A 13,418-nucleotide genomic window follows, 5' to 3' on the forward strand; every position below is an offset into this window, starting at 1 on the left:
GGCAAACCAATGAAGAACGTTCTCATTCTCGGCGGCGACGGCTTTTGCGGCTGGCCGACAGCACTTCACCTTTCGGCCCTGGGTCACCGCGTGACCATCATCGACAATCTGTCACGCCGCGCCATCGACGAAGAACTGGGCGCCGACAGCCTCACCCCGATCGCGCCGATCATGGAACGCCTTGCAACCTGGGAGGCCGTTTCGGGCGAGACCATCCCGTTCGCCTATATAGATGTCGCCCGGGACTATGACGCCTTTCGCGACCTGATTACGGACCTTCGCCCGGACACCATCATCCAGTTCGCCGAACAACGCGCCGCGCCTTATTCGATGAAGGACACGACGCGCAAGATCTTCACCATCGACAACAATGTCAACGCCACACACAACGTGCTGGCGGCGATCACAGAGACGGGTATCGACGCGCATGTCGTGCATCTCGGCACGATGGGTATCTACGGCTACGATGAGAGCCGTGTGGAAATACCCGAGGGTTATCTGGACGTCTATGTGCCGGGCGAGAACAGAGACATCTCCAAGCGCTCGATCCTCTATCCGACCAATCCGGGCAGCGTGCACCATCTGACCAAGTCGATGGACCAGTTGATGTTCCAGTTCTATGCCAAGAATGACGGGCTGCGCATCACCGACCTGCAGCAGGGCATCGTCTGGGGCACGCAGACCGAGGAAACGCGCCGCCATCCGGCGCTGATCAACCGCTTCGACTATGACGGCGACTTCGGCACGGTGCTGAACCGCTTCCTGATGCAGGCGGCCGTCGGGCATCCGCTGACGGTGCACGGCACCGGCGGCCAGACCCGCGCCTTCATCAACATCCAGGACACGGTGCGCTGTATCGCGATGGCCGTCGACAATCCGCCAAGCGCGGGCGCCCGGGTGAAAATCCGCAACCAGATGACCGAATGCCACCGCGTCCGCGACCTGGCGCGCATGATCAGCGACGTCACCGGCGCGCGCATCGCTTTCGTTGACAATCCGCGTAACGAACCGGACGAGAACGAGCTGGTGGTGTCAAACAAGTCGTTCATCGATCTCGGCCTCGAACCGGTCACTCTGGAATCCGGCCTGTTGACCGAGACGATCGAGGTCTCGCGCAGATATGCCGACCGGTGCCGCATGGAAATGATTCCCTGCGTGTCGACATGGACCGACAGGCAGCGCCCCGGCATCGCCGAAACACCGATGGCGGCCTGAGCCGTATCGTCGTCCCGCCCAGCGTCGCATACAGGAGCGGGGCGGCACCAACCGGGGGTCCGTCCCGGGAACACAGATCGGCACCGGCTTGCCTCCCTCCTTCTTGCCGCAAAGCCGACTGCCGGGACGGGTCTCCAGACTGATACGTCGATGGAGCAATGCGCTGGAAACGCACACTTCTCGACAGACTCGCCGGCCGCGCGGGCCTGATCCCCCGACCCCCCCTGAAACAGGGTCGCGTGGCCGGCAACCCCTCCCTCCCCAGGATCAAGCGAGAAAGAAAGGAGATGGCGCGTCTGCCGAACGTTCGGTGGACGCGTTTTCATGATTTGGGAGCAATGGGAATGACCGCGTTGAGGGAGCGCGCGAGACAGCGCATTTCATTGCCTATGCGTGCCGGCAGGCCGGCCCGACCCTGTTGTGCCGTCATCGGCTCGGGGGCAAGCCCAAGGCCACGCTTCACGGTCCAGCACGGCATACAACAGCAGATCGGCCGGCTTTCGGATACTACCGGGGTGGTTTCCGCCGAGGCGGGCGCCTCGCAAGCTTGAACTATGTGGGAAGAGGTTAGGCGCGATGGCCAGCTTCGGTGGGGTTCAGTCGTTGTGTTCCGCAATGAGGTCACTCAGTTCGACCACGGTATTCTGTGCGGTTTCGGGAAGCTCTTTCATGCCATGATCGACGGCATCGAGATCATCCGACTTGGCGGCCGTTTCGATGCGCGCCAGAAGCGCCTGCAAGGCCGAGGCGCCAACGACAGCGGCAGAACCCGCCATGCGATGGACCCGCGCGGCGATCTCGTCGAGATCGTCGTTGACATCGCCCTGGGTGAGCCGCGACGCGCTACGATCGATGTCGTTGCAAATCTTGCGCACCGTGTCAGCAAAACTCTCCGTCGGGATGCTCGCAGCGAGTTGGTCGAAGACCTCCGCATCGATGAGCGGGATTTCCGCGGTCGGCTGCGCCCGGCCGGTTTGCGGGCGTTCGGGTGCTGCTATGCGCTCCAGAGTTTCGTCCAGCGTTTCGATGCGGATCGGCTTGGTCAGGCATTCCTGCATGCCGGATTCGATGAACTTCTCGTGTTCGGCCGGCAAGACATGCGCGGTCAGCCCGACAATAGGTGTGCGGCGGTTCGGTCCGCTGCCTGCACGGATGGCGCGCGTTGCCTCCATGCCATTCATGCCGGGCATGCTGATATCCATCAGGATCAGGTCGAAGGTCGACGCTTCGGCCATATCGACACCCTCGCGACCGTTCGTTGCCTCGAGCACGATATGACCGGCACGCTGCAGCATCTCGCGGGCGACGAAACGGTTGATCTCGTTATCCTCGACAAGAAGGATGTCGAGGTTCTTGTTTTCGGTAACCTGTTCATCGCCCGTGTCCGTATCGATATCGCAGCTCGCACCCAAGACCTTGGGAAGTCGCAACCGCACGGAAAATCTGCTCCCCTTGCCCGGCGTGCTGTCGACCGAGATCGTGCCGCCCATCGCGGTGACCAGCCGCCGGCAAACCGCCAGCCCCAGCCCGGTGCCTGGGAAGCGGCGGTTGTAGGACGGATCGACCGTCACGAAATCCTCGAAAATCCGCTCCAGATCGGTTTCGGCGATGCCGACCCCGGTATCGGTGACCGTCAATTCGAAATCCGCTTCTTCCGCATCCTCGCCGGCAACCGAGACATCGATGCTCACCTGCCCCTCGGAGGTGAATTTCACCGCATTGCCGACAAGATTGAGCAACACCTGTCGAAGGCGGTGGGTGTCGCCGGCGACGATCGCTGCCGGAGTCTCGACATGGGTCAGGATGGGTACGCCGTTGGTTTCGGCGATCGGCCGGTTCACATCGGCCACGCCGGCGACGATAGCGCCCATGTCGAGCGGTTCGGATTCCAGCTCCAGCCGGCCGGATTCCAGTTGCGCGATGTCCAGCACGTCATTGACATGGCGCAGCAGGATTTCGCCCGAAGACACGGCGACATCGAGATACTGGCGCTGCCGGTCCTTCAGGCCCGTGGAACGCATGAGATCCAGCACACCCAGCAGGCCGTTGAGCGGGGTGCGCATTTCATGGCTCATAACGGCAATGAACTCGCTCTTGGCACGATCGGCGGCCATCGCGTTGTCGAGCGCCTCGGTCAGCGCTGTCTGCGCGGCGACTCGTTGCGAGATGTCACGCAGATAAGCGATGAAGATCGAACCCGACTTGCCCGATGACGACCCGATGGACAGTTCAACAGGAAATTCCGTTCCGTCGGCGCGCTTTGCGCTCAATTCGATGCGGCCCTTGTCGGTGACGTTCTTCTGTCCCGTTCGCCGGAACCGGTCCATGCCGGCGCGATGAGCCTCGATATACTGTTCGGGAACGATCAGTTCGTCCATCGCTACGCCAATCGCGGAGGCGCGCGAATACCCGAACACGGTCTCGGCCGCGGCGTTCATGTCGAGGACAGTGCCATTCTCGTCGATGACGATGATCGCATCGAGCGCGGCATTGATCGTCGATGCAAGCCGCTCATTGCCGCGGCGAACCTCACCCTCGCGCAGCCTGGCTACCGTGAACTGCCGGTAAAGGACGACCAGTGTCAGGACAAGCAGCAGAATCAGGCTGACCGCGATCAGTGCAGCGGTCAGCAACAGCCGCTCGAACTCGGCGCGCCGCTCGTCCGATGCCCGCGCGAAGAGATCGACGCCGGAAAGCGACAAGGTTCGCGCCGTCGCGCGCAGTTCCTCGGTACCGGCAAACAGTTGGGGGATGGCGGCGCGCAAATCGTCATCGGGCCCGTCGATCACCGGGACCGTTTGAGACAGATATTCTTCCAGCTTCGCAAGCGCGACGCGCGCCGTTTCGGAGTTGCGAAGCTCCGAAAAGACGCGCCCTCGGGACAGGGTGCCGACGCGGCTGTAGAAAATGTCGAAGCGCTTGCGCACCTTGGCCAGATCGGCCTCGCCGCCTGCCTCATTTTGCATCGCTGTGGCAAACCGCAACACATCGACCTCGAGCTGCGACATCGTCCACTGGACGTTGTCCTCGGGCGCGGCGCGCAGATGCGAGACGGCGTCGTAGAGGCGATAGCCGAACACGCCGACGAAGATCAGCACCATCACGGCAAGCGCCGACGTCACGATCCATCCAACGGGTGGAGGACCGCGGCGACGGGAAGGTGTGTCCGTTTCCGTGTGCGGCGTAAGCGACAACGGCCTACTCGATCACGTCGATGGAGACCAATTGCCAGATGCTGCGCGAATAGATGACTTCGCTGCGATAGTTGCGGTTGGAATCGTAAGGATAGACAATCCAGAGCGGTCCCTTGTCGCGAACCGACATGGCCTTGCCGTCCATGCGGTAGGCGATGATCGGACCTCCGTCCTTTGCATCGGAAGCCGGAATCTCGACCGCGTAGTCGTTGACGGCCGTCGCTTTCAGCGTGTCGCCCGACGCGCCGACTGTTGCGAGAACCACATCGAGGCTCACGCCCATGAAGTTGTGCTTGCCCTCGGTCCAGATCGTGGTCGTATCGAATTCTGTCGCGCCGAGCGCCTCAAGCATGGCCATGTCGAAACGGGCCACACCATCGCCATTCGTATGTTCGATCGCGCCGCTCACCGCCAGCACGACATCGCCGGATGGCGCATCCAGCCCGGAAGCCTGCGCACCTGAGACGCCGATCAAGAACAGCGTAAAACCTGCGGCTGCCTGTCGTAACATTTTCAAGTTCATTTCCGATCCACCCCTGTGGTTGAATTGAATTCAGTCAGACATCGAGCCAGTAGACGCGCTCGCTAAAGGGAATACATATCACGGGTCGGGTAAAACGGCGGTTGCTCAAAAGGTGAAGGGCGCTATCCTTAAGGATAGTTGCCGTAGCGGCCCTCACGCCGCTTCGAGCGCTGCAGTACCCTGGACGACGCGGTCGCGCCCGCCATTCTTGGCCGCATAGAGACCGTGATCGGCGGCGCGCATGACCTCCTCGATCTCCTGCCCGGGGCGATGGCAAGCGATTCCGATGCTCACGGACACTCCGACGTCATGCAACTCCATGTGCCCCGTGATTTCGCGTGTGGACAGGCGAACGCGCTCGGCCACCTCGTAGGCGGTCACGAGATCGGTGTTCGGAAGAAAAACGGCGAACTCCTCGCCGCCAATGCGCGCGGCGATGTCGGCCTGGCGCACATTGCCGCGGATGACGTCCCCGAGCGCCACAAGCACCGCATCGCCCGTCAGATGTCCGAATGTGTCATTGATCTGCTTGAAATGATCGGCATCGACGAACAACAGCGCCCCGGCGCCAGTAGACGCCTGGGCGCGCCGGATACAGCCATTGACCCGGGTGACAAATTCCCTGCGGTTGGCAAGACCGGTCAAGTCGTCGGTTTGCGACGCGCGCTGCAGTTCTTCGGCCAGGCGCTTCAGTTTTGCCGCCTGTCCAAACACCAGACGGCTGACCGGAAACGTTACCAGGATTACGATTATCGCGGTCAGCGTCGCGTCCAGGAGAATTCTCTCGGTGAAGAACAGGCTGTAGACGACAAGGGTCAGCGCCTCGGCGACAAGAAGCGTCCCGAGTGTGACCAACGCGGCCTGCCAATTGACCGGATAGGAACTGAATTTCTTCAGAAACATCGCTGCCACAGCCAGATCATGACCCTTTCATCCGGGCCATAGAATGCCAGACAGCTGTAGATTCCGTTTCCAGCCAACCGCGAAAATTGGCAGTTTCGCACGAACCGCGGTCGCGATCGCACCGCGGTTCGTCCAGACGCCGGCGATCAGCCGCGATAGAAGATATGGCGGCCAATCAGGCCGACACGCCGCATCCGCTTGGCCCAGGACGGCCGGACGTGGCGGGCGTGGTAGTGGGTCGCCGTACCGACTTCGGCAAGTGCTTCGCGGCCATTGGCGACATTGTCGGCAATGGTTCTTGCCTTGCTCCAGGCCCTTTTCTCGTGGATCGTTTCGGCGCGACCGTCGCAGGCAAACGAGAACTGGCAGGCATTGCGGCGATGCTGGTTCTGATAAACCACGCCACACACGGAATCCGGATAGGCGTCGCTGTCGACACGATTGAGTACGACCTGCGCCACGGCCGCCTGGCCGCGCTCAGGCTCGCCGCGCGCCTCGAAGTAGATCGCGATCGCGAGGCACTCGAGATCGGCGCGCGAGACCTGCGACTTGGCGCCGGACATCTCTGCTCCGACCATTCCGGCGTGGGCCGGGAGGTTCGAGCCAAGGCTTACCGCGCAGCAGGCGACCAACGCCAGCGCACGCAGCTGTTCCCGGGTCTTGCGCCCGGTGTTCTGATTGATGTGGGAGACCATCGCCTTCGTCTTGTTGTTGTTTTGTTGCACCGCAACAGCGGCGGCTGGCGTAAAGCCCCGACCTTTGGCGAAATCTTGAAGTAAAAATGGCTGAAACTGGGAGTTTCTGTGGCGGAAAAAAGGCGGCAAAGTGCTGAATTGCACAGTCCGCGCGCCATCACCCCTTCCTTGACAGGGCATCTCTATCACATAAATTTCAGTTACTTAAAAGACAATCTGGACGACTGCGCTAGCTGAAAACACACAGTTTTGACCAAGTGATCAAATCACGGAATTCTGCGAACCGAAAGAAGTCTTTACCGAATGTGACCGGCGAGACTGGCGCTGCGAAAGGCCCGGATTCGGCATTTCGCAGCGCAACATACCATTACTCTGCGGCCTCGACGCCGAGTTCCCCGCTTTCGATCTGCTCGCGCTCGATCGATTCGAACAACGCCTTGAAGTTGCCCTCGCCGAAGCCGTCATCGCCCTTGCGCTGAATGAACTCGAAGAAGATCGGCCCGATCACGGTCTTGGAGAAGATCTGCAACAAAACTCTTGTCTCGCCGCCGTCGACAACCCCCTCGCCGTCGATCAGAATGCCGTGTTTCAGCATGCGTTCGAGCGGTTCGTCATGGCCTTTCACACGGTCGTGGCTCATCTCGTAGTAGGCTTGGTTCGGCCCCGGCATGAAACGGATGCCGGCATCGGCAATCGTGTCGACCGAACCGTAGATGTCGTCGGTCCCGACCGCGATGTGCTGAATACCCTCGCCATTGTACTTTTTCAGGTAGCTGACGATCTGGCCCTTCTCGCCGCGATCCTCGTTGATCGGAATGCGGATTCGTCCACAGGGCGATGTCAGCGCCCGGCTGTAGAGGCCGGAGTACTTACCCTCGATATCGAAGAAACGAATCTGCCGGAAGTTGAACAGGTCGCCGTAGAAATCGAACCACCGATCCATGTTGCCCCTGAAAACATTGTGGGTCAGGTGATCGAGGTAGTAAAAGCCCGCGCCCTTGGGTTTGGAGGCAGCGATCCATTCGAACTCGTCGTTGTATGGCGATGTCGTGTAGTACTGATCGATGAAGTAGATCAGCGACCCGCCAATGCCGACGATCGCCGGTGCGTCCATGACCTTGCCGCCACCGAGATAGGGTTCCGCGCCGCGGGCAACCGCGTGTTTGAAGGCGTGTTTGGCATCGGCGACCCGCCAGGCCATCGACGCCGCGCATGGTCCGTGCTCCCGCGCAAAACCGGCAGCATAACTCTGTGGATCGGCGTTCACGACATAGGTGATGTCGCCCTGTTGCCAGAGTTCGACCGCCTTGGCCTTGTGGTTCGCCACATGCAAATAACCCATGCGTGCGAACAGGTCGCGCAACTCCTGCGGATCGGGATGACAGAACTCGACGAACTCGAACCCGTCCGTGCCGGCCGGATTGTCCCGGGTGATCGTCGATCTCGGTGCGTCGTGCGGAAACGGGCCCATGCAGCTTTCTCCCTTGTTTGTGGAAAGAGTACAGCCTTTGGCGCGCATGAGGTTTGCATTTCACGCCAGTTTCGCCGAAAATTCGCACGAGTTGTGCACATGAAGGATGAATACCATGGCTGTGCCTGCATTGGATGCAACTGACCGCAAGATCCTTGCGCATTTGCAACGCGATGCGCGGCTGACCAACAATGACCTTGCCGAGCGCGTTCACCTGTCGCCATCGCAATGCTCGCGACGGCGGGCGAGGCTGGAGGAAGAGGGTCTGATCGCCGGCTACCATGCGCAGGTCGACCGCGAGAAAGCCGGTTTCGCGCTGGTCAACTTCATCACGGTGACGCTCGCCGCGCATGACCGGCGCAACGCGGCGCGATTCGCCGAGTTGATGGCACGGCTGCCGGAAGTGCAGGAGGCGCACGCCCTGACCGGTGAGATGGACTACATCGTCAAGGTGGTGACGCGGGACCTGCGCGGCCTTTCCGATTTCGTCAACGACATGCTGCTGCCGCATGAGGCGGTTCAGAACGTCAAGACCTCAATCGTGCTGCAAACGCTGAAAGACAGCAACGAACTGCCGATCCACACCTGACGCCGTGTACGTCCCTCTCGATGTCCGGCGCGGCGATTTGTCGGACAAGCTCACCCCACGCGTTCACTTTTTGTGAACAAAGCGTCGGTTGCGGCGGTATCGTCGCCCACCGGGCCAGCGCCCTATATTCGCGTCAGCAAAACCGAGGAAACACCAACGATGCTGAACGCAATCAACGGGCTGCACCACGTCACGTCGATGGCAAAAGACGCCAATGTGAACAATGCCTTTTTCACAAGGGTGCTGGGGCTGAGACGCGTCAAGAAAACCGTGAACTTCGACGCACCGGATGTCTATCACCTTTATTATGGCGACGAGACAGGCGCGCCGGGAACCGTCATGACTTATTTCCCGTTCCCCGACATTGCCGCCGGCCAGCCGGGCACCGGCGAAGTCGGGACGACCCTGTTCGCAGTGCCGAGAGGGTCGCTTGAATTCTGGCAGCGGCACCTGGCCGATGCCGGTGTGGAGGGGCTCAAGGCAGAACAGGTTTTCGGCGAAGAACGGCTGCACTTTGCGGGCCCCGACGGCGACATGTTCGCGCTGGTCGAGACCGAGGGCGACGAACGGGCGCCATGGACAGGCGCGGGGATCGATGCCGATCATGCGATCCGCGGATTTCATGGCGCGACGATGCGTCTTGCCGATCCGGCGGCGACCGCCGAACTGCTCGGCTTCATGGGCTATGAGGCGACCGACACCGGCGACGGCGTGACCCGGTTTCACGTCGCCAATGGCGGCAATGGCGCCGATATCATCGAGCTTGAGGCGATGCCGAACATCGCACCGGCCCGGCTCGGCGCCGGCTCCGTACATCACATCGCGTTTTCGGTCGACAATCGCGAACGCCAGTTGGAGGTGCGCAAGGCGCTGGCCGATACCGGCTATCAGGTGACACCGGTGATCGACCGGGACTATTTCTGGGCGATCTACTTCCGCACGCCGGGCGGCGTGCTGTTCGAGGTGGCGACCAACGAGCCGGGTTTCGACCGCGACGAGGACACCGCCAATCTCGGCGAAGTGCTGAAACTGCCGATACAGCACCAACATCTGCGCGCCGAGCTGGAAGCGCATCTCGAACCGATCCGGGACTGACATGGCGACCGACAGCTACCGCTATCTGGAAGCCGCCGGGCCAGACTACCGCGAAGGCGGGCCGCTGCTCTTTGCGTTCCACGGCACCGGCGGCGACGAGACCCAGTTCTCGGATCTGGCTCGGCAAGTTTTCCCGGAAGCGATCGCCATCGCCCCGCGCGGCGACGTTTCCGAAAACGGCATGCTGCGGTTCTTCCGCCGGACGGGAGAAGGCGTCTACGACATGCAGGATCTGGCGGACCGCACCGGTCGGATGGCGGACTTCATCAGGGCGCATGCCGAACGGCTGCGACCGGCCGCGACGGTGGGCATGGGCTATTCCAACGGCGCCAACATCCTCACCTCGGTCATGCTGACCGCGCCGGAGCTGTTTTCGCATGCGATCCTGATGCATCCGCTGATCCCGTGGACGATCACGCCGGACGACAGCCTTGCTGGCGCGGATGTGCTGGTGACCGCCGGCGGGCGCGATCCGATCTGTCCGCCTGAGATGACCGGGCAACTGATCGAGGGGCTGGAGAGCCGTGGCGCAGCAGTCCAGTCGCACTGGCATGCCGGCGGGCACGAGATCGATGCCGGCGAGATAGCCGCGGTCGGGCAATATCTCGAAGCGCTGCGCACGCGGCTCCTGCCGGTCGAAAGTCTGCGCGTAGAGCGCGAGAAGATATCCGCGCAAAAGGGGCGCTATGTAGTGCACGGCGCCGGTGCGACCGAGGCCGAAATGAGCTATAGCCGGTCGGGCGCAAATACGCTGATCATCGATCATACCGAGGTGCCGCAAGCCTTTCGCGGCAAGGGGATCGGCGGCCTTATGCTCGACCGATTGACCGCGGATGCGCGAGAGGAGGGCATGGCCATCATTCCGATCTGCCCCTATGCGGCGGCACAGTTCAAGCGGCATCCGGAATGGCGCGACCTGCTGGCGCCGGGTTTCGACGCCAGCTGATTATGGCCTGCGCTGGCACTGGCCATTGCCGACCGGCGTCGTGTAAGGGGAATCGGGTCGGCGCAATGCCGATTCCCGAATATGCAGCCGCAGCCGGAGACGCGCCCCATGGCCGACCAGACCATCGCCGAAGCCCTTCTTCTCGGTGTGATCGAGGGCCTGACGGAATTCATCCCCGTCTCGTCGACCGCCCACCTGCTGCTGGCCGGGCATTTCCTCGGATTCGATTCCACCGGCAAGACGTTCGAGGTGCTGATCCAGCTCGGCGCAATCCTGGCGATCCTGACGGTCTATTTCGCGCGGCTCCTGAACATTGCCGCCAATCTCGCATCGGATGCGCGCACCAGACGCTTCGTCGCCGGGGTGTTCCTTGCCTTCCTGCCCGCCGCCGTTTTGGGCGCGCTGGGGCACGGTTTCATCAAAGGCGTACTGTTCGAGGCGCCGCTGATGATCTGTGTCGTGCTGATCATCGGCGGGTTCATCCTGCTGGTGATCGACCGGCTGCCGCTGACGCCGCGCTACAACGACGTGATGGACTTTCCGCTTTGGCTGTGCCTGCGCATCGGGTTTTTCCAATGCCTGGCGCTGGTGCCGGGCACGTCGCGCTCGGGCGCGACCATCGTCGGGGCGCTGCTGATGGGCACCGACAAGCGGTCGGCCGCCGAGTTCACCTTCTTTCTCGCCATGCCGACGATGGCCGGGGCGTTCGTGTTCGATCTCTACCAGAACCGCAACGTGCTGACCGTCGATGACGCCGTGATCATCGGCGCGGGTTTCGTCACCGCGTTCATCGCAGGCGTCTTCGTCGTGCGCTACCTGCTCGACTATGTCTCGCGCTACGGCTTCGCGCTGTTCGCATGGTGGCGGATCGCGGTCGGCACGGCCGGCCTGATCGGACTGTGGCTGCTCGGCTGATCAGATCATCGGGACGACCGCCCGGCGGATCATCTCGAGCGCCAGCAGCGTTATCCCGATGCGAAACCAGACCCTGAACTGGCCTTCATGCATGGCGCCGAGAAGCCGCGCGCCTAACCGGGTTCCCAGATAGCCGGTCGCGATCATCGCGGCGGCAAGCGGCAACCAGGGCGCCAGCGCGAAACCGAGGATGCCGAACACCACGACCTTCAGCAGATGCTGGGTGGTCATGGCAATGGCGCTGTTGGCGACAACCTGCTGCCTGCGTTCGAACGCCCTGCCGATCAGCGCGGTCACCAGCGGCCCCGTCGCGCCGAGGAACATCGACAGCGCCGTTGTGACCATGCCGGCCAATGCGAACACCGTGGCGGAACGCGCGGCGGCGAGGGCCGGAAGCTTCAGCCAGGTGATCGCGATGACGAACACGCCGAGTACCAGCTTCAGCGCGGTGTCGGGCAATTCGACGACGACCGAACCGCCGATCAGCGCGCCGGCGAACCCGCCCAGCGCAAAGGGCAGCATGACGCGCGGCGCTACATGGGCCCGCAAATGCCAGGCCCTGCCGGCGTTGGAGCCGAGTTGTACGACGCCGTGCACCGGGATCAGCACCGAGACGGGCAGAAAGAGCCCCATCAGCACCAGCATGATCATGCCGCCGCCGACGCCGAAGGCGGCAGTCACCGCGGAGGTGAACAGGCTGGCAGCCACGAGCAGCGCGGCCGCGCCGGCGGGAATCGCCTCCGGCAGAAGCGAAAACGCCTCGCCGCTCAAGCGGCGCCGTTTTCCTCACCGGGCGCCGCCGGATTGGCGTATTGGCCGGTTTCGCGGAAGCGCCACAGGTAAGACGGCAGGATGGCAAGCGTGGCGGTCGGCTGAATGCCGATGCCGGCAAGCGTGCGGCCCTGGCCTTCGGCCTCGCCGGAAACGACATTGTCGGATTTCAGCATCGTCACCTGATCGACGGTGAGCAGCGGCTTCGGCAACATGCCGAGGATGCGGCCCTGCATGCGCGCCGCCCACCAGGGCACGGTGGCAAAGAAGCGGCGGCGCTCGGTGACTTCGCAGACCTGCTCGAGGCACTCGCGGAAGGTGAGCACGTCCGGACCGCCGAGTTCGTAGACGCGGCCGCCGGCCACATCGCCGTCGATGGCGCGGGCAAAGGCCTCGGCCACATCGCCGACATAAACCGGCTGGAAGCGGGTTTCGCCGCCGCCGATCAGCGGCAGCACCGGCGAGAAACGCGCCATGTTGGCGAACTGGTTGAAGAAATCGTCTTCCGGGCCAAACACGATCGACGGGCGCATGATGATGGCCGCCTCGCCCAGCGTGTCGAGCACGGCCTTTTCGGCGCGGCCCTTGGAGCTGGCATAGTCGGCTTCGGCGTCGGCAGACGCACCGATGGCCGACATGTGGACCAGCGGGATGCCGGCGTCGCGGCAAGCTTCGGCCACGGCCTTGGAACCGAATTCGTGCACGGCAGCAAAGCTCTGGCGGCCGGTTTCATAAAGCAGGCCGACGAGATTGATCGCCGCATCGGCGCCATCGAGCGCGCGGTCGATCGACCAGCGGTGACGCAGATTGGCCTGGACGGCGGTGATCTGGCCGACATCGCCGAGCGGCTGCAGGTGACCGGCGAGATCGGGACGGCGCACCGCGACGCGCACGCGATACCCGCGCCGGGCAAGCGCCCGCACGATGTGGCGGCCGATAAAACCGGAGCCGCCGAACACGGTCACCACTTTGGGCAGATTGGATTTCTGGGTCATCGCGAGTTCCCTTTTCGCCGGCGCGCCGCCGCAGTTTCAACTAACCGGTTTGCACGGTCAGGTGAAGGGGGTAAATGGCCGCACGCCGCGCACCGTGCGACCACGG

Annotated in this window: 12 protein-coding genes; 5 read left to right on the forward strand and 7 right to left on the reverse strand. The window is 62.7% G+C overall.

What is annotated here, in order from left to right:
- Positions 1 to 9 precede the first annotated feature (9 nt).
- Positions 10 to 1,215, forward strand: coding sequence for an NAD-dependent epimerase/dehydratase family protein (locus ACO06R_RS01780; protein WP_421855326.1), 1,206 nt, complete (start codon positions 10 to 12; stop codon positions 1,213 to 1,215).
- A 596-nt stretch (positions 1,216 to 1,811) separates the two neighbouring features.
- Here the strand turns inward: ACO06R_RS01780 and ACO06R_RS01785 are convergent.
- The 5 genes from ACO06R_RS01785 to hppD form a co-directional block, all read right to left on the reverse strand.
- Positions 1,812 to 4,337, reverse strand: coding sequence for an ATP-binding protein (locus tag ACO06R_RS01785; protein WP_421855329.1), 2,526 nt, complete (start codon positions 4,335 to 4,337; stop codon positions 1,812 to 1,814).
- A gap of 76 nt (positions 4,338 to 4,413) precedes the next feature.
- Positions 4,414 to 4,932, reverse strand: coding sequence for an oxidoreductase (locus ACO06R_RS01790; RefSeq protein ID WP_421855332.1), 519 nt, complete (start codon positions 4,930 to 4,932; stop codon positions 4,414 to 4,416).
- A 153-nt stretch (positions 4,933 to 5,085) separates the two neighbouring features.
- Positions 5,086 to 5,835 carry a GGDEF domain-containing protein gene (locus ACO06R_RS01795; RefSeq protein ID WP_421855335.1) on the reverse strand — a complete coding sequence of 250 codons (750 nt, stop codon included), beginning with the start codon at positions 5,833 to 5,835 and terminating at the stop codon, positions 5,086 to 5,088.
- A 146-nt stretch (positions 5,836 to 5,981) separates the two neighbouring features.
- On the reverse strand, positions 5,982 to 6,560 hold the full coding sequence (locus ACO06R_RS01800; RefSeq protein ID WP_421855338.1) for a cell wall hydrolase: 579 nt from the start codon (positions 6,558 to 6,560) through the stop codon (positions 5,982 to 5,984).
- A 337-nt stretch (positions 6,561 to 6,897) separates the two neighbouring features.
- The gene (gene hppD / locus ACO06R_RS01805; protein ID WP_421855341.1) at positions 6,898 to 8,001 is read right to left on the reverse strand and encodes a 4-hydroxyphenylpyruvate dioxygenase; all 1,104 of its coding nucleotides are present in this window, start codon (positions 7,999 to 8,001) and stop codon (positions 6,898 to 6,900) included.
- 115 nt (positions 8,002 to 8,116) lie between these two features.
- On the opposite strand from hppD, the gene ACO06R_RS01810 reads away from it, so the two are divergent.
- The 4 genes from ACO06R_RS01810 to ACO06R_RS01825 all read left to right on the forward strand — a co-directional run bounded on the left by ACO06R_RS01810 (position 8,117) and on the right by ACO06R_RS01825 (position 11,546).
- Positions 8,117 to 8,590 carry an Lrp/AsnC family transcriptional regulator gene (locus ACO06R_RS01810; protein WP_421855344.1) on the forward strand — a complete coding sequence of 158 codons (474 nt, stop codon included), beginning with the start codon at positions 8,117 to 8,119 and terminating at the stop codon, positions 8,588 to 8,590.
- 159 nt (positions 8,591 to 8,749) lie between these two features.
- Positions 8,750 to 9,685 (forward strand): VOC family protein, encoded by a 936-nt coding sequence (locus ACO06R_RS01815; RefSeq protein WP_421855347.1) that lies wholly within the window; start codon positions 8,750 to 8,752, stop codon positions 9,683 to 9,685.
- A gap of 1 nt (position 9,686) precedes the next feature.
- Positions 9,687 to 10,631 (forward strand): N-acetyltransferase, encoded by a 945-nt coding sequence (locus ACO06R_RS01820; RefSeq protein ID WP_421855350.1) that lies wholly within the window; start codon positions 9,687 to 9,689, stop codon positions 10,629 to 10,631.
- Between the two features lie 108 nt (positions 10,632 to 10,739).
- On the forward strand, positions 10,740 to 11,546 hold the full coding sequence (locus tag ACO06R_RS01825; RefSeq protein WP_421855353.1) for an undecaprenyl-diphosphate phosphatase: 807 nt from the start codon (positions 10,740 to 10,742) through the stop codon (positions 11,544 to 11,546).
- On the opposite strand, the gene ACO06R_RS01830 is transcribed toward ACO06R_RS01825, so the two are convergent.
- Together ACO06R_RS01830 and ACO06R_RS01835 are read right to left on the reverse strand one after the other, a co-directional pair.
- Positions 11,547 to 12,317 (reverse strand): sulfite exporter TauE/SafE family protein, encoded by a 771-nt coding sequence (locus ACO06R_RS01830; protein ID WP_421855356.1) that lies wholly within the window; start codon positions 12,315 to 12,317, stop codon positions 11,547 to 11,549. It lies immediately after the preceding gene.
- Positions 12,314 to 13,312, reverse strand: a complete 999-nt coding sequence (locus ACO06R_RS01835) for a complex I NDUFA9 subunit family protein (RefSeq protein WP_421855359.1) — start codon at positions 13,310 to 13,312, stop codon at positions 12,314 to 12,316. The genes ACO06R_RS01830 and ACO06R_RS01835 overlap by 4 nt, the downstream gene beginning before the upstream one ends.
- Positions 13,313 to 13,418 lie beyond the last annotated feature (106 nt).

Source organism: Oricola sp. (assembly GCF_965230365.1).
Classification (GTDB): domain Bacteria; phylum Pseudomonadota; class Alphaproteobacteria; order Rhizobiales; family Rhizobiaceae; genus Oricola.